The sequence below is a fragment of the Amycolatopsis japonica genome, assembly GCF_000732925.1.
GTDB lineage: Bacteria > Actinomycetota > Actinomycetes > Mycobacteriales > Pseudonocardiaceae > Amycolatopsis > Amycolatopsis japonica.
On the sequence record NZ_CP008953.1, the window covers coordinates 1,990,218 to 2,016,548 of the forward strand.

30 protein-coding genes are annotated in these 26,331 nt (G+C 69.2%); 23 read left to right on the top strand and 7 right to left on the bottom strand.

Annotated elements, in window-relative coordinates; all coding sequences use genetic code 11:
- Window positions 1–10: 10 nt before the first annotated feature.
- From ffh to AJAP_RS09800, 17 genes are all read left to right on the top strand, one after another.
- Entirely contained in the window at window positions 11–1,549 is a 1,539-nt protein-coding gene (gene ffh, locus AJAP_RS09720) for a signal recognition particle protein (protein ID WP_038509855.1), read from the top strand.
- 3 nt (window positions 1,550–1,552) lie between these two features.
- On the top strand, window positions 1,553–2,626 hold the full coding sequence (locus AJAP_RS09725) for an amidohydrolase family protein (RefSeq protein WP_038509856.1): 1,074 nt from the start codon (window positions 1,553–1,555) through the stop codon (window positions 2,624–2,626).
- 45 nt (window positions 2,627–2,671) lie between these two features.
- The gene (locus AJAP_RS09730; RefSeq protein ID WP_084098597.1) at window positions 2,672–3,421 is read left to right on the top strand and encodes a CPBP family intramembrane glutamic endopeptidase; all 750 of its coding nucleotides are present in this window, start codon (window positions 2,672–2,674) and stop codon (window positions 3,419–3,421) included.
- Window positions 3,422–3,478: 57 nt separating this feature from the next.
- The gene (locus AJAP_RS09735; RefSeq protein ID WP_038509862.1) at window positions 3,479–4,297 is read left to right on the top strand and encodes a CPBP family intramembrane glutamic endopeptidase; all 819 of its coding nucleotides are present in this window, start codon (window positions 3,479–3,481) and stop codon (window positions 4,295–4,297) included.
- A 195-nt stretch (window positions 4,298–4,492) separates the two neighbouring features.
- The gene (rpsP, locus tag AJAP_RS09740; RefSeq protein ID WP_037342314.1) at window positions 4,493–4,939 is read left to right on the top strand and encodes a 30S ribosomal protein S16; all 447 of its coding nucleotides are present in this window, start codon (window positions 4,493–4,495) and stop codon (window positions 4,937–4,939) included.
- Window positions 4,936–5,175, top strand: a complete 240-nt coding sequence (locus tag AJAP_RS09745; RefSeq protein WP_003103110.1) for an RNA-binding protein — start codon at window positions 4,936–4,938, stop codon at window positions 5,173–5,175. Before rpsP ends, AJAP_RS09745 begins: the two co-directional genes overlap by 4 nt.
- A 16-nt stretch (window positions 5,176–5,191) precedes the next feature.
- Window positions 5,192–5,704: a ribosome maturation factor RimM gene (gene rimM, locus AJAP_RS09750; protein WP_037342315.1), complete on the top strand. Its 513-nt coding sequence runs from the start codon at window positions 5,192–5,194 to the stop codon at window positions 5,702–5,704.
- Window positions 5,704–6,468, top strand: coding sequence for a tRNA (guanosine(37)-N1)-methyltransferase TrmD (gene trmD / locus AJAP_RS09755; protein WP_038509867.1), 765 nt, complete (start codon window positions 5,704–5,706; stop codon window positions 6,466–6,468). Before rimM ends, trmD begins: the two co-directional genes overlap by 1 nt.
- Before the next feature lie 160 nt (window positions 6,469–6,628).
- Entirely contained in the window at window positions 6,629–6,997 is a 369-nt protein-coding gene (gene rplS, locus AJAP_RS09760) for a 50S ribosomal protein L19 (RefSeq protein ID WP_005154717.1), read from the top strand.
- 31 nt (window positions 6,998–7,028) lie between these two features.
- Window positions 7,029–7,958, top strand: coding sequence for a signal peptidase I (gene lepB, locus AJAP_RS09765; protein ID WP_038509871.1), 930 nt, complete (start codon window positions 7,029–7,031; stop codon window positions 7,956–7,958).
- Between the two features lie 58 nt (window positions 7,959–8,016).
- Entirely contained in the window at window positions 8,017–8,796 is a 780-nt protein-coding gene (locus AJAP_RS09770; protein ID WP_038509873.1) for a ribonuclease HII, read from the top strand.
- Entirely contained in the window at window positions 8,793–9,116 is a 324-nt protein-coding gene (locus AJAP_RS09775; RefSeq protein ID WP_003096226.1) for a DUF2469 domain-containing protein, read from the top strand. The genes AJAP_RS09770 and AJAP_RS09775 overlap by 4 nt, the downstream gene beginning before the upstream one ends.
- A 243-nt stretch (window positions 9,117–9,359) precedes the next feature.
- A complete protein-coding gene (locus AJAP_RS09780) occupies window positions 9,360–9,746 on the top strand; it encodes a YraN family protein (protein ID WP_038509877.1) in 387 nt (128 codons plus the stop codon).
- Window positions 9,747–11,258, top strand: a complete 1,512-nt coding sequence (locus AJAP_RS09785; protein WP_038509879.1) for a YifB family Mg chelatase-like AAA ATPase — start codon at window positions 9,747–9,749, stop codon at window positions 11,256–11,258. It begins immediately after the preceding gene.
- On the top strand, window positions 11,255–12,394 hold the full coding sequence (gene dprA / locus AJAP_RS09790) for a DNA-processing protein DprA (protein ID WP_038509881.1): 1,140 nt from the start codon (window positions 11,255–11,257) through the stop codon (window positions 12,392–12,394). Before AJAP_RS09785 ends, dprA begins: the two co-directional genes overlap by 4 nt.
- A 105-nt stretch (window positions 12,395–12,499) precedes the next feature.
- The gene (locus AJAP_RS09795; protein WP_051972787.1) at window positions 12,500–13,495 is read left to right on the top strand and encodes a tyrosine recombinase XerC; all 996 of its coding nucleotides are present in this window, start codon (window positions 12,500–12,502) and stop codon (window positions 13,493–13,495) included.
- 20 nt (window positions 13,496–13,515) lie between these two features.
- The gene (locus AJAP_RS09800) at window positions 13,516–14,451 is read left to right on the top strand and encodes a FliA/WhiG family RNA polymerase sigma factor (RefSeq protein WP_038509885.1); all 936 of its coding nucleotides are present in this window, start codon (window positions 13,516–13,518) and stop codon (window positions 14,449–14,451) included.
- A gap of 180 nt (window positions 14,452–14,631) precedes the next feature.
- Here AJAP_RS09800 and AJAP_RS09805 read toward each other — a convergent pair whose 3' ends face one another.
- On the bottom strand, window positions 14,632–15,237 hold the full coding sequence (locus tag AJAP_RS09805; protein ID WP_038509886.1) for a murein hydrolase activator EnvC family protein: 606 nt from the start codon (window positions 15,235–15,237) through the stop codon (window positions 14,632–14,634).
- Between the two features lie 382 nt (window positions 15,238–15,619).
- Between AJAP_RS09805 and rpsB the strand changes: the two genes are divergently transcribed.
- From rpsB to AJAP_RS09830, 5 genes are all read left to right on the top strand, one after another.
- Window positions 15,620–16,480: a 30S ribosomal protein S2 gene (gene rpsB, locus AJAP_RS09810; protein WP_038509888.1), complete on the top strand. Its 861-nt coding sequence runs from the start codon at window positions 15,620–15,622 to the stop codon at window positions 16,478–16,480.
- 92 nt (window positions 16,481–16,572) lie between these two features.
- Window positions 16,573–17,397, top strand: coding sequence for a translation elongation factor Ts (gene tsf, locus AJAP_RS09815; protein WP_038509890.1), 825 nt, complete (start codon window positions 16,573–16,575; stop codon window positions 17,395–17,397).
- 93 nt (window positions 17,398–17,490) lie between these two features.
- Window positions 17,491–18,234: a UMP kinase gene (pyrH, locus tag AJAP_RS09820; RefSeq protein ID WP_005154669.1), complete on the top strand. Its 744-nt coding sequence runs from the start codon at window positions 17,491–17,493 to the stop codon at window positions 18,232–18,234.
- A 51-nt stretch (window positions 18,235–18,285) separates the two neighbouring features.
- Window positions 18,286–18,843, top strand: a complete 558-nt coding sequence (gene frr, locus AJAP_RS09825) for a ribosome recycling factor (RefSeq protein ID WP_038509892.1) — start codon at window positions 18,286–18,288, stop codon at window positions 18,841–18,843.
- A complete protein-coding gene (locus AJAP_RS09830; RefSeq protein WP_037342324.1) occupies window positions 18,843–19,739 on the top strand; it encodes a phosphatidate cytidylyltransferase in 897 nt (298 codons plus the stop codon). Before frr ends, AJAP_RS09830 begins: the two co-directional genes overlap by 1 nt.
- Window positions 19,740–19,751: 12 nt before the next feature.
- Here the strand turns inward: AJAP_RS09830 and AJAP_RS09835 are convergent, their stop codons facing one another.
- Window positions 19,752–20,597, bottom strand: coding sequence for a VOC family protein (locus tag AJAP_RS09835; protein ID WP_038509894.1), 846 nt, complete (start codon window positions 20,595–20,597; stop codon window positions 19,752–19,754).
- Between the two features lie 115 nt (window positions 20,598–20,712).
- Here AJAP_RS09835 and AJAP_RS09840 point away from each other — a divergent pair, with 115 nt between their 5' ends.
- The gene (locus tag AJAP_RS09840) at window positions 20,713–21,552 is read left to right on the top strand and encodes a class I SAM-dependent methyltransferase (protein ID WP_038509897.1); all 840 of its coding nucleotides are present in this window, start codon (window positions 20,713–20,715) and stop codon (window positions 21,550–21,552) included.
- Here the strand turns inward: AJAP_RS09840 and AJAP_RS09845 are convergent.
- The 5 genes from AJAP_RS09845 to AJAP_RS45050 form a co-directional block, all read right to left on the bottom strand.
- Window positions 21,498–22,109, bottom strand: a complete 612-nt coding sequence (locus AJAP_RS09845) for a PadR family transcriptional regulator (RefSeq protein ID WP_038522736.1) — start codon at window positions 22,107–22,109, stop codon at window positions 21,498–21,500. The two genes, AJAP_RS09840 and AJAP_RS09845, sit on opposite strands and share 55 nt — an antisense overlap.
- Before the next feature lie 88 nt (window positions 22,110–22,197).
- On the bottom strand, window positions 22,198–22,665 hold the full coding sequence (locus tag AJAP_RS09850; RefSeq protein ID WP_038509899.1) for a GNAT family N-acetyltransferase: 468 nt from the start codon (window positions 22,663–22,665) through the stop codon (window positions 22,198–22,200).
- Window positions 22,655–23,863, bottom strand: coding sequence for an MDR family MFS transporter (locus AJAP_RS09855; RefSeq protein WP_038509901.1), 1,209 nt, complete (start codon window positions 23,861–23,863; stop codon window positions 22,655–22,657). The genes AJAP_RS09850 and AJAP_RS09855 overlap by 11 nt, the downstream gene beginning before the upstream one ends.
- A complete protein-coding gene (locus AJAP_RS09860; RefSeq protein ID WP_038509903.1) occupies window positions 23,863–26,031 on the bottom strand; it encodes a YcaO-like family protein in 2,169 nt (722 codons plus the stop codon). The genes AJAP_RS09855 and AJAP_RS09860 overlap by 1 nt, the downstream gene beginning before the upstream one ends.
- Window positions 26,032–26,118: 87 nt before the next feature.
- Window positions 26,119–26,253: a hypothetical protein gene (locus tag AJAP_RS45050; protein ID WP_257485210.1), complete on the bottom strand. Its 135-nt coding sequence runs from the start codon at window positions 26,251–26,253 to the stop codon at window positions 26,119–26,121.
- Window positions 26,254–26,331 lie beyond the last annotated feature (78 nt).

Consider the following 26,331-nt stretch of genomic DNA (forward strand, 5'->3'; position numbering starts at 1 on the left):
GTGCACACCCGTGTTCGACACCCTCTCCGATCGGCTCACGTCCGCCCTGCAGACCCTGTCTCGCAAGGGCAGGCTCTCCGACGCCGACATCGACGCCACCGCGCGCGAGATCCGGATCGCGCTGCTCGAGGCGGATGTCGCGCTGTCTGTGGTCAAGGACTTCATCGCCCGGATCAAGGAGCGCGCCAAGGGCGCCGAGGTGCACGGCGCGCTGAACCCGGCGCAGCAGGTCATCAAGATCGTCAACGAGGAACTCGTCACCATCCTCGGCGGCGAGACCAGGCGGCTCACGTTCGCGAAGAACCCGCCGACGGTCATCATGCTCGCGGGTCTGCAGGGTGCCGGTAAGACGACGCTCGCGGGCAAGCTCGCGATGTGGCTGAAGAAACAGGGCCACGCGCCGATGCTGGTCGCGTGTGACCTCCAGCGTCCCAACGCCGTCACGCAGCTGCAGGTCGTCGGCGAGCGGGCCGGGGTCGCGGTCTTCGCGCCCGAGCCCGGCAACGGCGTCGGCGACCCGGTCGACGTCGCCCGCCGCGCCATCGACGAGGCCAAGCGCGCCCAGCACGACATCGTCCTGGTCGACACCGCCGGCCGTCTCGGCGTCGACGAAGAGCTGATGAAGCAGGCCGCGGACATCCGCGACGCCGTTTCTCCGGACGAGACGCTGTTCGTCGTCGACGCGATGATCGGTCAGGACGCGGTCACCACGGCCGAAGCCTTCCGCGACGGCGTCGGCTTCACCGGCGTCGTGCTCACCAAGCTCGACGGTGACGCCCGCGGTGGTGCCGCGCTGTCGGTCCGCCAGGTCACCGGCCAGCCGATCCTGTTCGCCTCCAACGGCGAGAAGCTCGAAGACTTCGACCTCTTCCACCCGGACCGGATGGCCAGCCGGATCCTCGGCATGGGTGACGTGCTCAGCCTCATCGAGCAGGCCGAGCAGCACTTCGACCAGGAGAAGGCCGAGCAGACCGCGGCCAAGCTCGGCAGCGGCCAGCTCACCCTCGAAGACTTCCTCGAGCAGATGCTCGCGGTCCGCAAGATGGGCCCGATCGGCAACCTGCTCGGCATGCTGCCCGGCGCCGGTCAGATGAAGGACCAGCTCGCGCAGGTCGACGACAAGCAGCTCGACAAGCTGCAGGCGATCATCCGCGGGATGACCCCCGCCGAGCGGGCCGACCCGAAGATCATCAACGCCTCGCGTCGCGTGCGGATCTCGAAGGGGTCCGGTGTCGCCGTCCGCGACGTCAACGACCTGGTCAACCGGTTCTTCGAAGCGCGCAAGATGATGGCGCAGATGGCGGGCCGCTTCGGCTTCGGCGGCGGAGGCGGCGGCAGCAAGAACCGCAAGGGCAAGAAGGGGAAGAAGGGCAAGGGGCGCGGCCCGACGCAGCCCAAGGTCCGCGGCGGCTTTCCCGGCGGTATGCCGATGCTGCCCCCGGGCGGCGGGATGCCCGGTGGCGGGATGCCCGACCTTTCGCAGCTCGGCGGCATGAACGACGTACCCGGGTTCGACCCGAAGAAGTTCAAGCTGCCGAAGGACAAGTAGCCCGTGGAGGCGCTGCACCTGGCGGGGGTCGTCCTGCCGGACGGCGAGCACCGTGAGCTGTGGGTCACCGGCGGCCGGATCACCACCGAACCGGTGGCCGGGGCGGAAACCGTTGTCCGGGAAGGCTTTCTCGTTCCCGGACTGGTCGACGCGCATTGCCATCCCGGTATCGGGGTCGGTGGCGCGACCACGCTCGAAGAGGCCACCGAGCAGGCGATCACCGATCGCGACGCCGGGACGCTGCTGATCCGCGACTGCGGGCTGCCGATCGACGTCCGGCCGTTGCAGGAACGGGCCGACCTGCCGCGGATCATCCGCGCCGGACGGCATCTCGCCCTGCGCAAGCGCTACATCCCCGGGCTCGGTATCGAACTCGAAGACCCTTCCGAGCTGCCGAAGGCGGTCGCCGAACAGGCCCGTGACGGCGACGGCTGGGTCAAACTCGTCGGCGACTGGATCGACCGGGGCATCGGCGATCTCGCGCCGCTCTGGCCCGACGACGTGCTCGCCGAGGCCATCGCCGTCGCACACGCCGAGGGCGCCAAGGTCACGGCGCACGTGTTCGGCCAAGCCGCGTTGCCCGGTCTCATCGACGCGGGGATCGACTGCCTCGAACACGGCACGGAGCTCTCGGCGGACCAGCTGGGCGTCCTCGCCGAACGCGGCATCGCGCTCGTGCCGACCCTGATCAACATCGAGAACTTCCCCGGCATCGCGGACAAGGCGGGCAAGTACCCGGTGTACGCGGACCACATGCGGGCGCTGCACGCCGGCGTGGGGGAGATGGTCTCGACGGCGATCGAGGCCGGTGTCCAGGTGTACGCGGGAAGCGACGCGGGCGGCATGGTCGAGCACGGAAGGCTCGTCGACGAGATCGAGGCCTTGCACAAGGCGGGCATGTCCGCGGAGCAGGCGCTGGCTTCGGCTTCGTGGGCGGCTCGCGACTGGCTCGGCGTACCGGGAATCGTCGACGGCGCTTCGGCCGACCTGCTCGTTTACCCGTCCGATCCGCGCGAGGATCTCGCGGTGCTCCGCCATCCGAGCCATATCGTGCTGCGTGGCAAGATCTACGCCTGACCCGACTCCGTCCGTTACGGAAGCGGCACTTAGCGTGGAGGCGTGGTGGACGACGGGCAGGCTCGCGAGCGTCTGGTGCTCGGAGCGCACTGGGGTTTCGTAGCGTTCTTCGCGGGCATCGCCGGATACCACCTCGTCACGCTCGTCATGAGCTTCCTGATGTCGGGCCGCTTCGGCGGCTACGACCCGCTCGAACTCCGTGACGTCGGCCCGCTGCTGATCCTCGCGTTCCTGCCGACCCTCGTCCTCGGACTCGGCCCTGTGGTCGGTTCACACGTCTGGGGACAGGGGCTTCGCGCGGACTTCGGGCTCAAACCCACGTGGCGCGACGTACGGATCGGGCTCGCCTGCGGAGCCGCCGCGCTCGCCGCCGGCTACCTCCTCAATCTGCTCCTGCTGGCCGTCTACGGGACCGACAGCGACGACAGGACCTTCTCCGACGTCTCGCCCGGACCGATCACCGAACTGTCGGGAACCACCGAAGGCGACACGATCTGGCTGGTGCTGGCCGCGGTCATCGTCGTCCTCGCCGCTCCGGTCACCGAAGAACTGCTCTTCCGCGGCACGCTGTGGAACGCCATGGGCTTCCATCGCCTGCCTTCCTGGGTGATCCTGCTGGTCACCGCGCTGGTGTTCGCCCAGTTGCACGGGGAGGCCGCGCGCACGATCGCGTTGTTCGGCCAGGGCATCGCCATCGGTCTGGCCCGTTATCTGTCCGGCCGGGTGAGCGCGTCCGTGATCGCGCACGCGGCCAACAACCTCCCACCGGCTGTATTGCTCTTCGCGGCGAGGTGATCGCCGGTCCAGGCGGTTAGAGTCTTTGAGTAACCGAACGATCACCGGAGGATCGGCGTGACCGTATCTCAGCCCAGGGAGCCGATCCCCGAGGCCGCGCCGCCGGATGAGCTCCCAGAAGAAGTCATTGCCGGAGGTGAGGTGGCCGCGCCCGACACGCCACCGCCGCATCGCTGGGGATTCGGGGCCTTCCTCCTGGTGGAGGCCGTCCTGCTGGCGTCGGCGGCGTTCATCAGCGTCCTGCTCGGCGACGTCCAGCCCGGTCAGCCCCTGCCGATGCGCATGGTGCTGCTCGGCACCATGCTGCCGACGATGATCGCGGCGGGCGTGGCGCTGCTGATCACCCGGCTGCGGGGCAACGGCCCGTTCATCGACCTGCGGATCGGCTGGAGCTGGGCCGACGTCAAGGTCGGCCTCAAACTCGGGGTGCTCGGGCTCGGGTTCACCTCGCTCGCCGCCTGGGCCTGGACGCAGGTCGTGGGCAACGAGAACGCGACCTCGGCGATCAGCGCACTCGTCGAGGATCGGCGGATGTCGGTCTCGGCCGCCGTCGTCATGTTCATCTACCTGTGGCTGGTCGGGCCGATCTGCGAGGAGATCATCTACCGCGGCCTCCTGTGGGGCGCGGTCGAGCGATTGACCTGGCGCACCGAACGCTGGGGGAGGATCGCGGCGTTCCTGGTCTCCACGGCGGTTTTCGCGGCGAGCCACCTCGAACCGCTGCGCACCACGTTGCTGCTGGTGATCGCGATCCCGATCGGGCTGGCCAGGGTGTTCACCGGGCGGCTGCTCGGCAGCGTGGTCGCCCACCAGGTGAACAACTTCCTCCCGGCCGTGACCATCCTGCTCGCGTCGCTCGGGATAGCCGCGTTCTGACGGCAGTGTGCATGCACGCAAGCAACCCACGTGCACGCATGCACACAGCTCTCTGGCAGAATGTTCGCTTGCCTGCTTTGGCCGGACCCTCTCACCGCGCCCGAGCTCACCCTTCGGGTGTGCGCAGCCGTGTCCCCACTCGGCTGGCGTGCGCCTTCCACATGCATCAGAGAGAACTGAGGAGTACCCACACCCGTGGCCGTCAAGATCAAGCTGCAGCGTCTCGGCAAGATCCGTGCGCCGTACTACCGCATCATCGTCGCCGACGCGCGCACCCGCCGTGATGGCAAGGCCATCGAGACGATCGGCAAGTACCACCCCAAGGAAGAGCCGAGCTTCATCGAGGTCGACACCGAGCGGGCCCAGCACTGGCTGTCCGTCGGTGCCCAGCCGACCGAGCCGGTCCAGCGCATCCTCGAGATCACCGGTGACTGGCAGAAGTTCAAGGGCCTCCCGGGCGCCGAGGGCACCCTGAAGGTCGCCGAGCCGAAGCCGTCGAAGCAGGACCTGTTCAACGCCGCGCTCGCGGCCGCCGGTGACTCGGCCTCCGCCGAAGCCACCACGCCGAAGAAGAAGTCCGCCCCGAAGAAGGCCGAGGCCGAGAAGGCCGAAGCCGCCGAGGGTGACAAGGCCGAGGCGTGAGCTTCCTCGCTGACTCCCTCGAGCACCTGGTGCGCGGGATCGTCGACAACCCGGACGAGGTCCGGGTCGAGCTGCTGACCACTCGCCGTGGCCGCACGCTCGAGGTGCACGTGCACCCCGACGATCTCGGCAAGGTGATCGGCCGGGGCGGTCGTACCGCGACCGCCCTGCGCACCGTCATGGGCGGCATCGGTGGCCGCGGCGTCCGCGTGGACGTCGTCGACACCGATCGCTGACCAAGGACTGAACGGGATGGACGTCGTAGTCGGCCGTATCGCCAAGGCGCACGGAATCCGCGGGGAACTCGCGGTGGACGTGCGCACGGACTCGCCGGAACAGCGGTTCGCGGTCGGTTCGGCCGTCACGACGAAGCTGCGTGACGGCAGCAGCAGAGACCTCACCATCGCAGCCGCCCGCGAACACAGCGGGCGGCTGCTGGTGCGTTTCGAAGAGGTGCTGACCAGGGACGTCGCGGAGACCCTCCGCGGCGCGCTGCTGATCGCCGACACCTCGACGCTGCCGCCGACCGAAGACCCCGACGAGTTCTACGACCACGAACTCGAAGGCCTGCGGGCCGAACTCGCCGACGGCACCGTCGTCGGCAAGGTGCTCGAAATCGTGCATTCGCCCGCCGGCGAACTGCTGTCGATCGAGCACGACGGACGTGAGGTGCTGGTGCCGTTCGTGAAGGCGATCGTCCCGGCCGTCGACGTCGCGGGCGGCCGCGTGGTCCTCGACCCGCCGGAAGGCCTGCTGGACGCCTGATGCGCCTCGACGTCGTCACGATCTTCCCCGAATACCTCGATCCGCTCCGCGCCGCGCTGCTCGGGCGCGCGATCGACCGCGGCCTCATCGAGGTCGGCGTCCACGACCTGCGGAACTGGACGCACGACGTCCACCGCGCCGTCGACGACGCCCCGTACGGCGGCGGGCCCGGCATGGTGATGAAACCGCAGATCTGGGGCCCCGCCCTGGACGAGGTCTGCGGCGAGAACACCCGCCTCGTGGTCCCGACCCCCGCCGGACGGCCCTTCACCCAGGCCATGGCCCACCAGTACGCCGCCGAGGAGCACCTGGTGTTCGCCTGCGGCCGCTACGAGGGCATCGACCAGCGGGTGATCGACGACGCCGCCCGGCGGATGCCCGTCGACGAGGTCTCCATCGGCGACTACGTGCTGGTCGGCGGCGAGGCGGCGGTGCTGGTGATGGTCGAGGCCGTCGTCCGGCTGCTGCCCGGGGTGCTCGGCAACTCCCGCTCCGCCGAGGAGGACTCGTTCTCCGACGGGCTGCTCGAAGGCCCCAGCTACACCCGGCCGGAGGTTTGGCGCGACCTGGCCGTACCCGACGTACTGCGCTCGGGAAACCACGCGCTGATCGACCGCTGGCGCCGCGACCAGGCGCTGGAACGCACCGTCCGGCGCAGGCCCGAACTGATCGGCCTGCTGCCGGAAGGTAGTCTCGACAAGCACGATCTCAAGGTCCTCGACCGGTTGGACGAGGGCAGCGACCAGGCCGGGTCGAGCACCTGAGTCCTGGTCTGCAATACTTGACAGGTTGGCGTGAGTGGACGCGCGGCTTCGCAGCCGGCGCCGTACACCGGAACGCCATCAGCCCCCGGGTAGGTCGCAGTGCCCGACACTGCGCGCCCAAGCTGCACGTAAGCCATACGAAGACGAGGACGGACCACCGATGAACACCCTGGACGCGCTGGACGCGCAGTCACTGCGTTCCGACATCCCGGACTTCCGACCGGGCGACACGCTCAAGGTTCACGTCCGCGTCATCGAGGGCAACCGCGAGCGCAACCAGATCTTCCAGGGCGTCGTGCTGCGTCGCCAGGGCGGCGGCATCCGCGAGACCTTCACGGTCCGCAAGGTGTCGTTCGGCATCGGCGTGGAGCGCACCTTCCCGGTGCACTCGCCGAACATCGCCGAGGTCGAGGTCTTCAAGCGCGGCGACGTCCGCCGGGCGAAGCTGTACTACCTCCGTGAGCTGCGCGGCAAGGCCGCCAAGATCAAGGAACGCCGCGAAAACCGCGAGACGACCTCCGCCAAGTAGGTAGCCACTCGGTTACAGGTAACCTGGCGTCGTGGTCGAACCCGTGTCCCAGAACACCTCCGAAGACGAGCCCGATCGCCCCGAAGAGGAGCGCCCCACGCGGGCCTCCCGCCGGGGCCGATCCGGTTCCAAGAAATTCGGCAAGGTCAACAAGAAGCGGTCGTTCTGGAAGGAACTGCCGATCCTGATCGTCGTCGCGCTCGTGCTGACGATCTTGATCCAGCAGTTCCTCGCCAAGGTCTACATGATCCCCTCGGGATCGATGGAGACCACTTTGCACGGCTGCTCGGGATGCACGGGCGACCGGATCCTGGTCGACCGGATCACGTACGACTTCACCGATCCCGGCCCTGGCGACGTGGTGGTCTTCAAGGGCCCGCCCGCCTGGGTCGGCGAGATCGACACGCCGGAGTCCAGCAACATCTTCGTCACCGGATTCCGCACGCTGGGTTCCCTGATCGGGTTCGCGCCGCCGGACGAGCGCGACTTCGTCAAGCGGATCATCGCGGTCGGCGGCCAGACGGTCCAGTGCTGCGACAACAACCGCGTCGTCGTCGACGGCAAGGCACTCGACGAGCCGTACGTCCACTGGGAAGAGGGCATGGCCCCCACCGAGCGGACGTTCGAGCCGGTCAAGGTGCCCGCCGGCTACGTCTGGGTGATGGGCGACAACCGCAACAACTCCAGCGACTCCCGTATCCAGGGTGGCGGTGGGGTCAACGGTGCCGTCCCGGTGGACAACATCATCGGCAAGGCACGGGTCATCGTGCTCCCGCCCGGCCGCTGGGGTGGCGTTTCGGACCACAACCCGCAGGCGAACGCTCAGCCGCTGGCGCTCGGCGCCCCGGCCTGGCAGCAGGGGCTCCCCTTGGGAGTCGGTATCGCCGCGGCGTGGCCCGTGCTCTTCCTCGGCAGGCGGATGTCGGCCGGAGTGCGCAAGGCGGTCGACCGGAGGCGGTAAGGCCTTGAGAGTTCCTGTACCGCTCACACCGGCCGAGCCGCTTCGGCCACCGCGGGCAGTGGTGCGTGGCGACCTCTTCTGGGGTTTGCAGGGTGCGCTGGACCGGCGGGGCCTCGGGCCCGTCGCCGGAGTCGACGAGGCAGGGCGCGGTGCTTGCGCCGGCCCGCTCGTCGTGGCCGCCTGCGTCCTGCGTCCCGGCGACGCCGCCCGCCTGCCCGAGCTCACCGACTCGAAGGTGCTCACGGCCAAGGCCCGCGACCGGGTGTACGACCGGGTCGTCCAGCGTGCCGTCGACTACTCGGTCATCGTCATCCCGGCGGCCGAGGTCGACCTGTTCGGCATCCACGTCATGAACCTCGAAGGCATGCGGCGAGCCGTCTCGGCGCTGCGGAACACGCCAGGCTACGTCCTGACCGACGGATTCCGTGTGTCCGGGCTGCCCGCTCCGAGTGTCCCGGTGATCAAAGGCGACAAGGCCGTCGCGTGCGTGGCGGCGGCTTCCGTGCTGGCGAAGGTCACCAGGGACCGGATCATGAGCGACCTGCACGACGTCCACCCGCACTACGGTTTCGACGTGCACAAGGGGTACAGCACCACCGACCACGGCGCCGCGCTGGACACTCACGGTCCGAGTCCGGTCCATCGCTGGTCGTACGCCAACGTGGCCACCGCGGCCGCCGCGCACCGGGTGCGACCGCCTCACCCGGTCGTGCTGACCGTCGCGGCACTGGAAAACCCGAGCGTGCCGATACGTGCCCTCGGCCCGTACGTGGGTAACAATGAACGCTCCGCCGCTGGAACAGCAGCAAAATCGCGAGGAGGGGCGCGGATTTCATGAGCGCAGAGGATCTCGAGAAGTACGAGACCGAGATGGAGCTCTCGCTTTACCGCGAGTATCGCGACATAGTCGGCCAGTTCTCGTACGTGGTGGAGACCGAGCGGCGGTTCTATCTGGCCAACGCCGTCGACGTGCAGGTGCGCGACGGCGGCGGCGAGGTGTACTTCGAGGTCCGCATGTCCGACGCGTGGGTCTGGGACATGTACCGGCCCGCCCGGTTCGTCAAGCACGTCCGGGTCATCACGTTCAAGGACGTCAACGTCGAGGAGCTCGACAAACCGGATCTCCGGCTGCCGGAAGACGGACCGTTCTCAGGCTGAGCCCCCTAAGTACGTGAAGGCCCCCTTCACGGCGCTGGACGCCGTGAAGGGGGCCTTCACGTATCTACCCGGGGCCATATAGCACAGCCCACCGACGATTCCGCCCGGCAAACCCCCATGGCGGCCGAACCATCCACAACACCCCGGTTGTCCACAGGCGCCGAAATCGGGTCTGTCCCCCACCCCCTCACCCTGGCAGCGTTGATCGCACACGCACCGTGACGATCGCTGAGGGGGATCGAGATGACGAGCACGGCCGAACAGCCGCCCGCCGGGGCACCACGGATCGAACTGGGCCGCTGGGGAGAGGACCTCGCGGTCCGGCATCTGGAGAAGAGGGGCTATGTCGTCCTGAGCCGCAACTGGCGTTGTCGTGACGGCGAACTGGATCTCATCGCGACCGACAGGAAACGCCTCGTCTTCTGCGAGGTGAAGACGAGGACGGGGCTGGGTTTCGGCACCCCGGCCGAGGCGGTGACCCCGGACAAGGCGGATCGCATCCGCCGTCTCGCTTACCAATGGCAGCGCAAGTTCATGCTCCGCTGGGCCCCGGTCCGCTACGACATCATCGCGATCGTCGCCTCGCCCGACGCCCCGCCCCGGGTGCGGCATATCAAGGCGGCGTTCTGAATGGCGCTGGCGAAGGCCTGGTCGATCGCGCTTCTCGGCGTCGAGGGCAGGATGATCGAGATCGAGGCCGACATCGGCGGCGGATCGCCGAAGGTGACGATGGTCGGCCTGCCCGACACCGGGCTGAAAGAGGCCAAGGACAGGGTCCGTTCCGCCGTGCGCAATTCCGGGCGGACCTGGCCGGACGAGAGGGTGATCCTCGGCCTGTCGCCGGCGAATCTCCCGAAGGTGGGGTCCGGCTACGACCTGGGGATCGCGGCGGCGGTCATGGCCGCCACCGGCGCGGTCCCCGCGACGAAACTGCTGAACACCGTGCTGCTCGGTGAGCTCGCCCTCGACGGCCGGGTACGGGCGGTCCGCGGGGTCCTGCCGGGACTGCTGGCGGCGCGCGACGCCGGGTACAGACGGGCCGTCGTCCCCGCCGAGTCGCTGTTCGAAGCCGCTCTCGTGGACGGGCTGGAGGTCGGTGGAGTAGCGCGGTTGAGCGACTTCGTGGACTGGCTCAAGGGCGAAGGAGAGCTCACCCTCCCTGAGCCGTCCGTCGTCCAGGCGCCGCCACAGGTACCCGACCTCGCCGACGTCGTAGGGCAGCCGGAAGCGCGATGGGCGCTGGAGGTTGCCGCGGCCGGTGGGCATCACCTGCTCATGACCGGCCCGCCAGGGGTGGGCAAGACGATGCTCGCGAAACGCCTTCCCGGCCTGCTTCCGCGACTGACCGCCGAAGAGTCGCTGCAGGTGACAGCGGTGCATTCGATCGACGGTTCGCTCTCCCGCGCCGAACCGCTCGTCACCGTGCCGCCGTTCGTCGCGCCGCATCATTCGATCAGCGTGCCCGCCCTGATCGGCGGCGGAAGCGGCCTGGCCGTGCCCGGCGCGATCAGCCGCGCGCACCGGGGAATCCTGTTCCTCGACGAGGTGTGCGAGTTCGGCCCGGAGCGGCTGGAGTCGCTGCGCACGGTGCTCGAAGAGGGCGAAGTGCGGATCGCGAGGGTCAAGGGCGCCGTGCGGTACCCGGCACGTTTCCAGTTGGTCTTGGCGACCAACCCCTGCCCTTGCGCTCCGGCGAAGGACGCCGACTGCACATGCTCGGCGACCGTGCGAAGGCGCTACTTGGGCCGTCTGTCCGGGCCATTACTCGATCGGGTGGATCTGCGGGTTCGGCTGCGCCCGCTGTCCGCGCTCAGCGCGCATCTGAGCGAGCCGCCCGAGGCGTCGGCGGCCGTCCGGGAGCGGGTGCTGGAGGCACGCGAGCGTGCCGGGAAACGCTGGGCGGAGCAAGGCTGGCTCACGAACGCGGAAGTGCCCGGTCCCGCGCTGCGCCGTGAGTTCGCCCTGCCGTCGCAGGTCACGGCGCTGCTGGACCGCGCGTTGGAGCGGGGCGCGATCACCGCGCGCGGCGCCGACCGCTGCCTTCGCATCGCTTGGACGCTCGCCGATTTGAAGGGGGCCGACAAGCCGGAGGCGGACGAGGTCGCGGCGGCGCTGAACTTCCGGGAGAGGTCATCCGGATGAGTGAACTCGAAGCCGAACGCCTCGCGCGGTCGTACCTCCTGCGTGTGGCCGAGCCTCCAGCACCCGCTTTGGCCGGTTTCGTGGGCGAATTCGGCCCTGTCGTCGCCGCGGAACGGGTGCGTCGCGCCGACTGCCCGCCGAAGGTGCGCGACGAGACGGCCGCCCGGCGAGCGCACGACTACGCCGAGCGGGATCTGGAGCGCGCCGCGGCCGACGAGACCAGGCTCGTCATCCCCGAAGACGACGAATGGCCTGCCTGGCCCTTGCTTTCGCTGGCCGTGGCGCAGGGCAGGGGCGTTTCCGGCATGGCGCCTCCGCTGGCGTTGTGGGTCCGCGGCCCGGTCAAGCTCGGCGAAGCGGTCGACCAGGCGATCGCGATCGTCGGCGCCCGCGCGGCGACCGGATACGGCGAGCACAACGCGGCCGAAGTGGGCTATCACCTCGCGAGCCGGGGGATCCCGGTGTTCTCGGGAGCGGCGTTCGGCATCGACGGCGCCGCCCACCGGGGCGCGTTGAGCGCGGACGGGACGACGGTCGCCGTGCTCGGCTGCGGAGCCGACGTCGAGTACCCGGCGCAGCACGCGACCTTGTTGCGCAACATCGGAAAGGTCGGCGCGGTGGTCAGCGAGTACCCGCCGGGGACCACGCCCGCGAGGCATCGGTTCCTCGTCCGGAACAGGCTCATCGCGGCGCTCACCGAAGGGACCGTCGTGGTCGAGGCGGGAAGGCGCAGCGGCGCGCGGAACACCGCGAGTACGGCCGGGGCCCTGGGCAAGGTCGTGATGGCCATGCCGGGCCCGGTCTCGTCGGGGATGTCCGCCGGCTGCCACGCGCTGATTCGCGAAGGCGAGGCCACGCTGGTGACCTCGGTCGACGAGATCCTCGAGACCGCCGGACGGTTCGGGGCGGAGGGGGCGGAACCGTCGAAACCGCGCCGCCGCACCGATCGGCTCGGTCCGGAGGCGCTGCGCGTGCACGACGCCCTGTCCACGCGGTCGGCGAGACCCGAGGAAAGACTCGCGGCCGAGTCGGGCATCCCGGTGGAGCGCGTCCGCTCGCTCCTTCCCGAACTGGAACTCGACGGCTTCGCGGAAAGGAGTGACGCAGGGTGGCGAAAACGAGCCGCCAAGACCTGACTGGCCTACACCTGAGACGCCATCCCGGCACGATCCGACCACGGACACCGCAACAGGGTGCGGCGATACTTGACCATCCGCCGTACATCGCGCAGCGTGATCGGCATGCCGTCGACCGAAGGTCCCCACGGCACGGGGAAACGCGCCCGCAGACCCGATCTGCGCGCCGCCCGTGCCGCGCTGCCGGAGCCTGTCCGGAAGCTGATCGACGACTACGAGCGGCACCTTTCCCTGGAACGAGGGCTCTCCGCGCACACCGTGCGTGCCTACGTCGGCGACGTGGTGTCGCTGCTGGGATTCGTCGACGGGAACGGCGGCCGGTTCGAGGATCTCGACATCGGCACACTGCGCGGCTGGCTCGCCCGGCAACGCGAAGAAGGGGCCAGCCGGACGACGCTGGCGAGGCGTGCGGCGGCGGCCCGCACCTTCACCGCCTGGGCCCACCGAGGCGGGGCCCTCGCGTCGGATCCGGGCGGACGCCTGGTGGCGCCCCGCGCGCACCGCAAGCTTCCCGGGGTCCTCCGCGCGGAGCAGGCGAGTGACGTCATGCGCTTCTCAGCCGCCGGTGCCGAACAGCGCGACCCGGTGGCTTTGAGGGACAGTGCCATCGTGGAACTGCTCTACGCGACCGGCGTACGCGTCTCGGAACTGTGCGGGCTGGATGTGGGCGACGTCGACTTCTCCCGCCGGGTCGTGCTCGTACTGGGCAAGGGTGGCAAGGAACGTGTCGTGCCGTTCGGCGTCCCCGCCGAAACGGCCTTGCGGGCATGGCTGGACGAGGGCAGGGGAAAGCTCGCCGTCGAAACGAAGGAGCCGGGGAAAGCGGCGCTCTTCCTGGGGGCGCGGGGCGGCAGGCTCGACCCGCGGGCGGCCCGGCGGATCGTCCACGACGCCGTCGGTTCGGTGCCGGGCGCGAACGACATGGGGCCGCACGGCCTGAGGCATTCCGCGGCCACCCATCTGCTCGAAGGCGGCGCTGATCTTCGAAGCGTTCAGGAACTGCTTGGTCACGCTACGCTGGCTACAACGCAGCTCTACACTCATGTGACCGTCGATCGGCTGAAGGCGATCCACGACCGCGCGCACCCCCGGGCCCGATGATGCCGGGGAGAACTCGGCAGGTGACCCGGCGGCCCGGACCGGCGGCGCACGCGCATCCGCACGAGCACGGAGACCACGCTGAGTCGCATGCTGAGAACGGCGGTCCGATGACCGCCGACCCACATGTCACCGAAGCCGCCGGGAAACATCGCCCCGGCGGGGACGGTCCTGCCGTCGCACCCGAAGCACGGACCGGCTACGAGGTGGACGCCGGCATCCAGGCGCTGTGGCGGGAGTTCACCGAGTCGCCGGACCAGGTCGTGCGCGACCGGCTCGTGCTGCACTACGCCCCGCTCGTCAAGTACGTCGCCGGCCGGGTCGGCACCGGGCTGCCGACCCACGTCGACGTCGGTGACCTGATCCAGTCCGGGATCTTCGGCCTGGTCGACGCGATCGAGAAGTTCGAACCCGCCAGAGGGCTGCGGTTCGAGACCTACGCCATGCAGCGCATCCGGGGCGCGATCCTCGACGATCTCCGGTCCCAGGACTGGGTCCCGAGGGCGGTCCGCAGCAAGGCCCGCGAGGCCGAGCGCGCCCTGGAACGCCTCGGCGCCCGGCTCAACCGCACACCGACCGACGCCGAACTCGCGGCCGAGCTCGAAATCAGCGTCGACGATCTGCGCGAGTTCTACGGGCAGATGCAGCTGACCAGCGTCATCGCGCTGGAAGACCTCGTCGCCGCGGGCAAGGACAGCGGCTCGCTGGTCGACACCCTGCCCGACGACGGCGCCGTCGACCCGGTGGCCGTCCTGGTCGACCAGGACAACCGCCGCCAGCTGGCGCAGGCGATCGCGCAGCTCACCGAACGCGACCGGATCGTGGTCGGTCTCTACTACTTCGAGAGCCTGACGCTCGCCGAGATCGGCAAGGTCCTCGGCGTCACCGAGTCACGGGTCAGCCAGCTGCACACCCGCGCCGTCATGCGGCTGCGCGCCAAACTGGTCGAGCAGGCCTAAGCCCCCACGCGCCACGGCGAGTCCCGCCTCCAATCACGCGTGTTCGCCCCCCAATCACGCGTGTGCGCCGTCCAATCACGTGTGTCCGCCGCCAGGACACGCGAATCACGGCATTGTGCGGAGAAGGAGCACGTGGCGGCACCGCCACTCGGCCGACCGAGCCCGTTCCGTAACGATCACTCAATCTCCTTCCCACGGTTTGAGCCGGATCTCGGACGGCTCGCCGATCAACGCGAGCGGATCGACGTACTCCTCGCCCCGCCGGACGCCGAAATGCAGGCACGCCGGCTCCGGGCAGCCGGGATGGCCCGCCGCGAGCGTCCCGAGCATCTGCCCCCGGTAGACCTGATCACCCGCGGTGACCGTCAGGGCGAGTGGTTGGTAGGTGGTGCGCAGCCCTCCGTCGTGGTCGATCGACACCACGCCGCGGCCCGCCACCTGCCCGGCGAACATCACCACTCCTTCGGCGGCCGCGAGCACGTTCGTGCCCGGTGCCGCCGCGAGGTCGATGCCCCGATGGCCGGGCCCGTACGGAGTCGAGGGCGGCTCGAAGTACCTGGTGACGCTCGGTACCGGCGAGAGCGGCCACGAGAGTCGCCCTTGCGGGGAGGGTGCGCCTCTGGCCGTTCCCGGCATCGCCACCGACGCGAAGATCGCGAGCAGGGTCGCGAGGATCGCGAGGCGCGGAAGCCGCCGAGGACGCCCGGGGCGGCGGTGCCTCCCGCCGGTGCGGTCGAGGGCGAAGGAGTGCCTGGTGACAGGGCGGGAACAGGTCGTCATGGTCATGTGTTCCAGGCTGGGGGACCGGCGTGGCGTGCGGGGCGCGCCGGGGGAATCTGTGGATAACCGAGGCGGTTGTGGACAACCCCTCTCATCAGGGGCTGCCGGTGCGGTACCCGGTGGCGACAGGGAGTAGACTCTTTTGCGCGGTCCGCGGCAGCGGACTGACTTCGCGTGCACGTGCGCGCTCCCGATGGCCGATCTCCTCACGGAGGGTCAGGACAGGCGGGGGCACACGGCCCGGCGGTCCCTGCGGTCACTTCGCCACAGGGTCCGGGCCCGAGCATCGGCACCAGGGCGATCGGCCACCCGGCCGAGAGCGACGAACCGAGCAAGCGCGTTCCGGCGGAGCCGGGCGCGCACGACACAGAAGAGGTTGATTCCGGCAATGGCCGTCGTCACCATGAAGCAGCTGCTCGACAGCGGCGTGCACTTCGGGCACCAGACCCGTCGGTGGAACCCGAAGATGAAGCGCTACATCTTCACCGAGCGCAACGGTATCTACATCATCGACCTGCAGCAGACGCTGACGTACATCGACCGTGCGTACGAGTTCATCAAGGAAACCGTCGCGCACGGCGGCACCATCATGTTCGTCGGCACGAAGAAGCAGGCTCAGGAAGCCATCGCCTCCGAGGCCTCGCGCGTGGGCATGCCCTACGTGAACCAGCGCTGGCTCGGCGGCATGCTGACCAACTTCCAGACGGTGCACAAGCGTCTCCTCCGCCTGAAGGAGCTCGAGTCGCAGGAGCAGACCGGTGGTTTCGCCGGCCTGACCAAGCGCGAAATCCTCACGCTCACCCGTGAGAAGGACAAGCTCGAGAAGACCCTCGGCGGTATCCGCGACATGGCCAAGGTGCCGAGCATCGTGTGGATCGTCGACACGAAGAAGGAGCACATCGCCGTCGGCGAGGCTCGCAAGCTGAACATCCCGGTCGTCGCGATCCTGGACACCAACTGCGACCCGGACGAGGTCGACTACCCGATCCCGGGTAACGACGACGCGATCCGTTCGGCCGCGCTGCTGACCAAGGTCGTGGCCGAGGCCGCCGCCGCCGGTCTGATGGCCCGCTCCAGCCGCAACGGTTCCTCCGCCGACGCCAAGCCCGAGGCGGGCGTCGCCACGGACGAGCCGCTGGCCGAGTGGGAGAAGGAGCTGCTCGCCGGCTCCGAGACCGCCGCTGCGGACGCCAAGGAAGCCGCCGCCGCGACCGAGGCCCCGGCCGAGCAGGCCACCGCCTCCTCCTGATCCACCCGCTCGTGGGGCCGCCTCCGGGCGGCCCCACGAGTGAATTCCCCAAAAGACTTTCTCGTACCTGAAAAAGGACGGACACACCCACGATGGCGAACTACACCGCCGCAGACGTGAAGCGTCTCCGGGAGCTGACCGGCTCCGGCATGATGAACTGCAAGAAGGCGCTGGAGGAGAACGACGGCGACTTCGACAAGGCCGTCGAGTTCCTGCGCATCAAGGGCGCCAAGGACGTCGGCAAGCGCGCCGAGCGCGCCACCGCCGAGGGCCTCGTCGCCGGTGACGGCGGCGTGCTGATCGAGCTCGACTCCGAGACCGACTTCGTCGCGAAGAACGAGGACTTCCAGGCCCTCGCCGCGAAGATCGTCGAGGTCGCGAAGGCCGAGAAGACCAGCGACGTCGAGAAGCTGAAGGCCGCCTCGCTCGACGGCAAGACCGTCGAGGAGCAGGTCCAGGAGCTGGCCGCCCGTATCGGTGAGAAGCTCGAGCTGCGCCGTGTCGCCGCCTACGAGGGCACCACCACCACGTACCTGCACCGTCGCGGTGCGGACCTCCCGCCCGCCGTCGGCGTGCTCATCGAGTACACCGGTGAGGGCGAAGCCGCCGCCGAGGCCGCTCGTGGCGCCGCCATGCAGGTCGCCGCGCTCAAGGCGAAGTACCTCACCCGCGAAGAGGTCCCGGCCGAGATCGTCGAGAACGAGCGCCGCGTCGCCGAGGCGACCGCCCGCGAAGAGGGCAAGCCGGAGCAGGCCATGCCCAAGATCATCGAGGGCAAGGTCAACGCCTACTACAAGGACAACGTCCTGCTCGAGCAGCCGTCGGTCAAGGACAACAAGAAGACCGTCAAGGCCCTGCTCGACGAGGCCGGCGTGGCCGTGAGCCGGTTCGCCCGGTTCGAGGTCGGCCAGGCCTGATCCAGGCGCGGAACACAAGAACCACCACTGTGCCCCGTCTCCGTCCATCGGGGACGGGGCACAGTCGGGTTTCAGAGCATTAGGGAGGGCGACATGGGTGTCCGGGTCGAAGGCGGATACCGGCGGGTGCTGCTGAAACTGGGCGGCGAGATGTTCGGCGGCGGTTCCATCGGGGTCGATCCCGATGTGGTGCACTCGGTCGCCCAGCAGATCGCCGACGTCGCGCGGACGGGCGTGCAGATCGCCGTCGTGATCGGCGGTGGCAACTACTTCCGCGGCGCGGAACTGTCGCAGCGCGGCATGGACCGCGACCGCGCGGACTACATGGCGATGCTCGGCACCGTCATGAACTGCCTGGCGTTGCAGGACTTCCTGGAGAAGGAAGGCCTGCCCACCCGGGTGCAGACCGCCATCACCATGGGGCAGGTCGCCGAGCCGTACATCCCGCGCCGCGCCGAGCGTCACCTGGAGAAGGGCCGCGTCGTCATCTTCGGCGCCGGGGTCGGCATGCCGTACTTCTCGACGGACACCGCCGCCGCGCAGCGCGCGCTCGAACTCGGCTGCGAGGCCGTCTTGATGGCGAAGGCCGTCGACGGCGTCTACACCGCGGACCCGAAGAGCGACCCGACCGCCGAGATGTTCCACGAGATCAGCCACCGCGAGGTGCTGGAACGGGACCTCAAGGTCGCCGACGCCACCGCGTTCAGCCTGTGCATGGACAACAACATGCCGATCATCGTGTTCAATCTCCTCACCGAGGGGAACATCGCCCGTGCGGTCAGCGGTGAAAGGATCGGCACCCTGGTCGACACCCCCGCCGACGGGGTGCCCGCGTAGTCCTGCTCTGATCTCCGTAATCGGTACGCATACACAACAACGGGAGTTGCCGTGATCGACGAGACCCTCCTCGACGCCGAGGAGAAGATGGAAAAAGCGGTGTCCGTCGCCAAGGAGGACCTGTCGTCGGTACGCACCGGCCGGGCCCACCCCGGGATGTTCTCGCGCGTTGTCGTCGATTACTACGGCGCGCCGACCCCGCTGAACCAGCTTGCGGGCGTCAACATCCCCGAAGCCCGGATGGCGTTGATCAAGCCTTACGACCAGACCTCGCTCAACGCCATCGAGAAGGCGATCCGCGAGTCGGACCTCGGCGTCAACCCGAGCAACGACGGCAACGTGATCCGCATCGTCATCCCGCAGCTTACCGAAGAGCGCCGCAAGGAGATGGTGAAGGTCGCCAAGTCCAAGGGGGAGGACGCCCGCGTCTCGATCCGCAGCGTCCGCCGCAAGGCCAAGGAAGAACTCGACCGGATCAAGAAGGACGGCGAGGCGGGCGAGGACGAGGTCGTCCACGCCGAGAAGGAACTCCAGAACCTCACCGACACCTACACCCACAAGGTGGACGAGCTGGTGAAACACAAGGAAGCCGAGCTACTCGAGGTCTGATGAGCCAGGTGAGCGAGGAACGCGAGGATCGGGTGGAGAACCCGGAACCGGTTCCGGCGGAGAAGCCGGAACCGGCGCAAAAGGTTTCCCGCGCCGGCCGTAACCTGCCCGCCGCGATCGGGGTGGGGCTGCTGCTGGGCGCGGCGATCGTCACGTCCCTGCTCACCGTGCGCTTTCTGTTCATCGGCATCATCGCGATCGCCATCGCGGTCGGCACGATCGAGCTGGCCGGGGCGTTGAAGCGCGCGGCGGGCATCCGGATCGCGCTGGTCCCGGTGCTCGTCGGCGGTCAGGCGATGATCTGGCTGGCCTGGCCGTATGGCCGCGAAGGCGCGCTGACGGCGTTCGTGCTGACGGTGCTCGTCTGCCTGCTGTGGCGGTTGCCCGGCGGCGCGGACGGGTATCTGCGCGACATCAGCGCGTCGGTCTTCGCCGCCGCGTACATCCCGCTTTTCGGTGCCTTCGCCGCCATGCTCGTCCCGCCGGAGGACGGCGTGGGCCGGGTGCTGGCGTTCATGATCGGCGTCGTCGCCTCGGACACCGGTGGCTACATCGCCGGTGTGCTGGGCGGAAAACACCCGATGGCGCCCACGATCAGCCCGAAGAAGACCTGGGAAGGTTTCGCCGGTTCCCTCGTGGCCGGTGTCGTCGCCGGCGCGCTGACCCTGAGCCTCCTGCTCGACGGCCACGCCTGGCAGGGTGTGCTGTTCGGCGCGGCGATCGTCTGCACGGCGACGCTGGGCGATCTCGTCGAGTCGCTGATCAAACGCGACCTCGGCGTCAAGGACATGGGGAACATGCTGCCGGGACACGGCGGCTTGATGGACCGGCTCGACTCCTTGCTTCCTTCGGCCGTCGTCTCCTGGTTGCTGCTCTCGGCGTTCGTCCCCGTCTAGCCTCTGCCCGGCTCAGTCGTCGTAGGGATCGTCGACTTCGGCGGTACCCCAGCCCTCGACGGCCCGGGAGTGGTCGATCACGGCGAAGACCGAACCGTCCGGGTCGGCGAGGATCGCCATCCGGCCGTACGGGGTGTCGTAGGGCTGGACCACGACGGCACCGCCGAGCATCAACGCCTGTCCGGCCGCGGCGTCCGCGCCGCGAGCCGGGTCGAGGGCGAGGTAGACCATCCAGTGCGGGGGAGTGTCCGGCCGGTATTCCGAGCCCATGACGTACCGGTACAGCACCGGTTCGTGCTCGATGAGCCATTCGGCGTAGTCGAGCGACGCGCCGTCGCCGATCTGGTGGCTGGTGTAGTCGAAGAGGCGGCAGTAGAAGTGATCCGCCGCCGCGCCGTCGTGGGTGTTGAGATCCGCGCCGCTGAAGGTGTTCGGCACCCCGGTCGCGAACTCCCAGGTGGCGGGAGGCTCCCAGAAGACGACGTGCGCGCCGCACGCGTCGATGGCGTGCACGATGCTGCCGCGATGGGGGATCGCCATCGGTCCGAGTGTGACCCGGCCACCGAGACTGTCCACCCATTCGGCGGCGGCGGCCGCCTGGGACACCGAGATGTGAACGCTCCAGCCGGACGGTCCGTCCGCGCCCGCGCGGTACAGACCACCGGTCGGGACGCCGTTCAGCGTCGCGATCGAATACCGGCCGGTCGGCGTCGCCGGATCACGCTGGACGGTGAACTCCCAGTCGAAAAGCCCGCTGTAGAAGGCTTGTGCGGCCGCTTCGTCTCTGCACGCGAGCTCGATCCAGCACGGGATTCCCGAAGGTATGACGGAAGTGTGGGCGGCCGAGCCAAGCGACATGCGGTTCTCCCTTACCGGTGGGAGTAAAGTCTAGTCGCTGACCGCATTGTTTCCGTCAAAGATTTCGGCCCGGATACCCCGGAACCCGGCCCGGCGTCCCTTCGTTGGAGCTTCCGTGCGCTGGTTTCCCCGAGCTCTCTCCTCCTCCCGCCGCGGCGGCGAGGAGGTGCTGCCGAGTCCGAACATCTGGTATTACCAAAAGGCCTACGAGGTCGAAAACCGCGCGCAGGACGTCGACGACGAGATCTGGCGCGTGCTCACCGGGGCCCGCGATTGGTCCGGGGCGGACGTCCTCGACATCGGCTGTGGTGACGGTTTCCACCTGCCGCGGTTCGCCGCGACGGCGCGGTCGGTGGTCGGCGTCGAACCCCATGAGCCGCTCGTCCGTGACGCGCGGAACCGCGTGGAGCGGCTGGCGAACGTCGAGGTGCGGCAGGGGCGTGCGCAGCGGCTTCCCTTGCCGGACGAGGCTTTCGACGTCGTCCACGCCCGCACCGCGTACTTCTTCGGCCCCGGTTGCGAACCCGGTCTTCGCGAAGCGGAGCGGGTGCTGCGCCCGGGTGGGCTGATGATGATCGTGGATCTCGACGTGACGAGTGAGCCCTACGGCCGCTGGATGCGGCTGGATCTGCCGCACTACGACCCGCCCGGGGTCGAGAAGTTCTTCGCGCGTCAGGGATTCGACTGCCGCAAGGTGATGACGCGGTGGCTGTTCGAAGACGCCGCCGCGATGGACGCGGTGCTGAAGATCGAGTTCAGCGCTCCGGTCGCGGCGAAGGCGATCGCGGAGGTCCGGCGGCTCAACGAGGTTTCGTCAGGTACCGGGGAGAAGCAGGTGACGCTGCCGGTGGGCTATCGCGTGCATACGCGCGCCAAGCCCACCGGCCTCGTCGTGCCGGATCACTCCGTGTCCTCGTCCGGGGCGGTGTCCTCGGCCTCGCCGAGGATGCCGTAGATCGTCCGGCGTGCCTCGTTGAGGACGTCGACGGTGCGGGCCTGCTGGCTTTCGCTGCCGGCGTGCATGACCTGCGCGACCGCCGCGGCCAGGGTCGCGCCCGCCTTGCGCAGGTTCACCTCGACCGGGTCGACGTCGTGGGCGATCTGCTCCCACGGCGGGACGGCGTCCTGCTGCTCGGCCGCGGCGCGGCCGGATTCGGTGAGCTCGAACAGCTTCTTGCCGTTCTCGTCCTTGCTGATCACCAGGCCTTCGTCGGCCAGCATCTGCAGGGTCGGGTAGACCGAGCCGGGGCTCGGCTTCCAGAAGCCGCCGCTGCGTTCGCCGATCTCACGGATGATCTCGTAGCCGTGCCTCGGCTGCTCGGAAAGCAGCGCCAGGATCGCGGCGCGGACGTCACCGCGTTTGCCGCGCCGTCCACCGGGGCCGCCGCGACGGCCGTGCCGGTGCCGGTGGCCCGGCCCACCCGGGCCCGGGGGGAAGTCGCCGAAGCCGCCGCGAGCCCAGGGCCCGAAGGCGGGTCGGCCGTGTTCTGGAGGGAAAGGTCGTCGTCGCATGATGTGAATCCTCTCTTCGTAATGTTCCGACTCGTTCACGATATATCGGAAACAGTCGTACGGCAACCCGTCTTCGGTGATCTGGGTCTCAGGAGAGGGCGAGTGCGAGCAGGTCGATGCCGCCGGAGTCGAACGCGCCGACCTTCCGCCATCCCCAACGGTGATAGAGCCGCCGCGCCGGCGCCTCGACGCGTGAGGCGAGTACGGCGAACCGTTCCGGTCGCTCTTTCAGCAGGTCGTCGAGCAGAGCGCGGCCCAGTCCGCGGCCACGGAGCTCGGGGACGAGCGCCAGTTCGTATACGTAGAACAGCTCCTCGCCGTCGAGCCACGAGGGAGCCGGAGCCGTCGCACGGCCAGGCCACCAGCCGGCTTCTCGCCGGACCCCGTAGGCGAAGCCGCCGATCGTTCCGGCTTCGCGCACCGTCGTCATGGCGAACCCGGGGAGCGCGGCGTGTTCGGCGAACAGCACGCCGAACCGGGCGACGTCGTCCTCGCCTTCGAGGTAAGGCGGTTCGCGATAGACGCGGCGGTAGACGTCGTCCAGTTCAGAGCGCACGGTTCAGTCTGCCCAGCACCACGATCGCCACGCCACAGAAGCCGATCAGCACCAGCCACGGCAGAGCCGGACCGTGCGACAGCAACCAGGTGAACATCGCCGGGGCGATCACCCGCGCCGCGCTCCACACGAGTTCTTCGAGGCCGAGATAGCGGCCGCGCAGCCGCGCCGGGGCGATCGCGACGGTCAGCGCGCTGCTGGTCGGCGCCTGGAGCAGTTCGGCGCAGGTGAAGACGATCATCGCGAGGGCGAGCACGAGGAACGCCGCCGTGGACTCTCCGGTGGGTACCAGCGCGAACAGGGCGAACGAGATCGCCCAGACCGCGGCCGAGAGCCGGAGTGTGCGCGGCATGCTTCGCCGCTCGACCCGGCGTGACACCACGGTCTGCGCGAGCACGATCAGCACCGTGTTGACCGTGAACAGGACCCCGGGCTGCCAAGCCGGCAGCTTCAGGCCGTCGAGGACGTAGGCGCTCAGCAGGACGGTCAACGCCAGGTCGCACAACGCGAAGACGAAGACGGTCACGAGAACGCCGCGAAAGATCCGGTCGGCGAACACCTTCCGGTAGCCGCCGGCGGGAGCGGCCTCCGGTTCGGTCTCGCGCGGGGTGCCCGCCGGGGCGCGCCACGACGCGACCAGAACCGCGGCGACGACGAAACTAGCGGCGTTCACCAGCACGATCGCCGTGTAGCCGGCGGTGCCGCCCCACGCGACCATCGCCGCGCCGAGGAGCCCGCCGAGCCCGATGCCGACGTTGCGCAGCGCGCGTTCCATCGCATACCAGCGGGCGCGCTGGCCGTCGTCGGCCACCTGCGCCACCAGCGCGCCGGTCGACGGCCAGAACATGCCCTCGCCCCAGAAGGTCACCGCGGCCAGGACGACCAGATGCCACGCCTCGTCGGCGAAGACGTAGCCGGTGAAGGTCACCGCCCGGATCAGGTTGGCGGTGATCACCATCCGGCCTGGTCCGAACCGGTCGATCAGCCGTCCCGCGAGCGGCCCCGACGGCAACGCGATCAGCGCCGCGATCGACAGCGCCGCTCCGACGGCCGTCAGCGAAAGGCCCTTGGCCGCGTGGAAGTACACGACGGCGAACGGGAGGAACAGACCGGTCCCGAGCGCGTCGACGCTTTGCGCCGCGATGAGCGGGAACCGCCCGCGGGTGCTGGGGAGACCGAGCAGGTCCGCGGTGGCCATCACGCGTGGGGAAGCGGGAAGACGTTGAGTTCGTGCTCGGCGAGAGGTTCGTCCCGCCAGCCGAGTTCCACGGCCGCGTCGGCGATCCTTCCGTTCCCCCACAACGGCGATCCGGCGGGGAAGTTCGAAACGAGGCCCGGCACGAGCGTATGCGCGGCGTGGAATCCGGCGGCCGCGACGTCACAGGTCGTCAGGTCGACGCTGATCACCTCGAACCCCCGGCTTTCGACGCGGGCTTGGTAGGCCTTGAGCCGCCGCTCGCCGAGGGCGGGAAGATCGGCCCAGTCGCGGCTCGGCAGGTCCATGACCCAGGGCTTCACTCGCTTCGCGGCCCGTGGGTCGAGGTAGATCTGTTGCTGGCAAAGGAGATCCGCGACATCGGCGAAATCGTGGCGATACGAGTCCAGGTAGCGCCGATCGGCCCGGTGCGGTTTGAGGTTGCCCAGATGCGGCAGGTCCCGGCGCATACCGGACAGCTCGCGTTCGTCGTCGAGTGCGTGGCAGGTGTGCTGGAGCGTGAAGCCTTCGGCGAGCGCCTTCTTGGCGGCCTCCAGTGCGTCCGGCCGGGCCGCGAAGCCGATCGACAGCCAGCGCTTCACCCGGTCGAACACCGCCGCGGCGATCACCGGGACGTCGAACTCGTTGTCCAGGTGGATGAGCGCGACCTCGTAGTCGTCGGTGGCGTCGGCGATGAGCGACCGGATCTCGTCCGGGATCGAGAGACGGCCGAGGCGTGGTGTGTTGGCCCACCAGAGCATGGTCGTGTCGCGCTCGAGAACCTCTTCGAGGCCGGACGTGACGGCGTGCTCCTCGGTGGTCCCGCTCGCGAGGCCCGCGATCAGAGGGTCGGCGAAATGCGCTTCCCCGGGTCGGCGTTCGTTCGAGAACAGGAAAGCCGGAATCCACACGGGTTCGCCGGTGGTGTGGGAGAAGCCTTCCACCCACGAACACTCCGTGTCCCGGGTGAGCGGCGCGAACGGGAAACCCGGCGACCGGTACTGCGAAGCCGAATAGAGGTTCAGCCGTCGAGGGTCGACCGCGGGTACGCCGTAGCGGAGGAACTGGTTGTAGCTGCCGAAGCACACTTCGCGCTCCGGAGCGAGCCAGCTTCCGCAGTACCGCTCGACAGCTTCGCCGATGGCCGACTGCCGCGCGAGGTCGAAGTCGTACCACGACGTGCCGAAGGCCTGACGGTCGTTGGGCCAGTTCGTCACCCGGCGCATGTCCGCGACGTCGACCGCGCAGACCCGCAGCCGGGCGGGCATTCCCGGGGTGGGCGGGATTTCGCCGACGCCGGTCACGATCCCGGTCTGATCGTCCACCAGCAGCTCGGGATCGGTCACGGTGGGAACGGTCCGGGCCCGGTCGGGGACGGGGAGGATCGGGCGGCGGATCTCGGTCAGGTCCGCAGGGTTGAGTTCGATCTCGCCGGTGGTCATGGCGGTTCGCCCGCCGGAGAGCCAGCGTCCGAGATGGACGGCGAGGGTGGTCAGCGCCCAGCGGGCGTCGCCGGGCCGAAGCGGGGTGGAGCCGGAGGGGGCGGAAAGGAACGCCTCGACGACACGCGGGTCTTGCGCGGCGGAGCGGCGCCGCGCGACGACGTCGGCGAAATCGATGCCGCCGGGCGCGATCGCGGGTCCGGCGATCACGCGGCCACGTTCGCGGCGCAACGGAAGCCAGCGCACCCCGCTTCCGGCGCACAACGCGTCCAGCGCGATCAATTCGGTGTAGGCGGGGTGATCGAAGGCGGAGACCACGACGGTGTTGTTCAGGTCCATTTCGGACAGGTCATGGAAGTAAGGGACCGTTTCGACGCTCGCGTACCCGACCGCCTCGAGGATCTCCGCCAGCGGCTCGATGAGCACGGGCGAGCCGGTGAGAACGATCGCGGTGGTGGTGACGTCGTCGGCCTCGGTGCCCCGGTCGGGACGGAGGCAGCCGTCCGCTTCGAGGATGTCCATCATTTCCGCGTAATCCGGATTCATGCCGTCCAGCAGTTCGGCGCGAGTCCGGGTGCCGTCGCAACGGCTCGCCCAGGCGCGGAATTCCCCGGTGGGCGCGGCGATGTAGAACTGTCCCCCGTTGGGGGTGACGAGAAAGCAGAGCTCTGGTTCGAGATCGGTGATCTCGATCCCGTCGAGCCGCGGTCTGACCTCTTCGGACCCCATGGCAACCCCATCGTTTCCTGGACTCCCGCCTCGCCGCCGCGATCCCCGTGGCCGGGATCGCGGCGGCGCGGGCGGCTGGTCGGCCGGTTACTTGGCGGCGGAACGGTTGTGCACGACCGCGCGGTTGTGCACGACGGCGCGGTTGTGGACGACCGCGCGGTTGTGGACCACGGCGCGGTTGTGGACGACGACGGCGGCGGGGCGCTCGAAGGTCGAGATCATGGTTCCTCCTGTAGTTCACTCGGGGTCGTCACGCTCCGTGGCGTGACATGAACAAGTCTGGCGCCGGACGTGACCTCC

Excerpts from the sequence above, each read along its gene's own strand:
- rimM (WP_037342315.1), top strand. The coding sequence starts at position 5,192 with ATGGACGTCGTAGTCGGCCGTATCGCCAAGGCGCACGGAATCCGCGGG.
- trmD (WP_038509867.1), top strand. The coding sequence starts at position 5,704 with ATGCGCCTCGACGTCGTCACGATCTTCCCCGAATACCTCGATCCGCTC.
- rplS (WP_005154717.1), top strand. The coding sequence starts at position 6,629 with ATGAACACCCTGGACGCGCTGGACGCGCAGTCACTGCGTTCCGACATC.
- AJAP_RS09775 (WP_003096226.1), top strand. The coding sequence starts at position 8,793 with ATGAGCGCAGAGGATCTCGAGAAGTACGAGACCGAGATGGAGCTCTCG.
- AJAP_RS09780 (WP_038509877.1), top strand. The coding sequence starts at position 9,360 with ATGACGAGCACGGCCGAACAGCCGCCCGCCGGGGCACCACGGATCGAA.
- AJAP_RS09785 (WP_038509879.1), top strand. The coding sequence starts at position 9,747 with ATGGCGCTGGCGAAGGCCTGGTCGATCGCGCTTCTCGGCGTCGAGGGC.
- dprA (WP_038509881.1), top strand. The coding sequence starts at position 11,255 with ATGAGTGAACTCGAAGCCGAACGCCTCGCGCGGTCGTACCTCCTGCGT.
- AJAP_RS09795 (WP_051972787.1), top strand. The coding sequence starts at position 12,500 with ATGCCGTCGACCGAAGGTCCCCACGGCACGGGGAAACGCGCCCGCAGA.
- AJAP_RS09805 (WP_038509886.1), bottom strand. The coding sequence starts at position 15,237 with ATGACCATGACGACCTGTTCCCGCCCTGTCACCAGGCACTCCTTCGCC.
- rpsB (WP_038509888.1), top strand. The coding sequence starts at position 15,620 with ATGGCCGTCGTCACCATGAAGCAGCTGCTCGACAGCGGCGTGCACTTC.
- tsf (WP_038509890.1), top strand. The coding sequence starts at position 16,573 with ATGGCGAACTACACCGCCGCAGACGTGAAGCGTCTCCGGGAGCTGACC.
- pyrH (WP_005154669.1), top strand. The coding sequence starts at position 17,491 with ATGGGTGTCCGGGTCGAAGGCGGATACCGGCGGGTGCTGCTGAAACTG.
- AJAP_RS09830 (WP_037342324.1), top strand. The coding sequence starts at position 18,843 with ATGAGCCAGGTGAGCGAGGAACGCGAGGATCGGGTGGAGAACCCGGAA.
- AJAP_RS09835 (WP_038509894.1), bottom strand. The coding sequence starts at position 20,597 with ATGTCGCTTGGCTCGGCCGCCCACACTTCCGTCATACCTTCGGGAATC.
- AJAP_RS09845 (WP_038522736.1), bottom strand. The coding sequence starts at position 22,109 with ATGCGACGACGACCTTTCCCTCCAGAACACGGCCGACCCGCCTTCGGG.
- AJAP_RS09855 (WP_038509901.1), bottom strand. The coding sequence starts at position 23,863 with ATGGCCACCGCGGACCTGCTCGGTCTCCCCAGCACCCGCGGGCGGTTC.
- AJAP_RS09860 (WP_038509903.1), bottom strand. The coding sequence starts at position 26,031 with ATGGGGTCCGAAGAGGTCAGACCGCGGCTCGACGGGATCGAGATCACC.
- AJAP_RS45050 (WP_257485210.1), bottom strand. The coding sequence starts at position 26,253 with ATGATCTCGACCTTCGAGCGCCCCGCCGCCGTCGTCGTCCACAACCGC.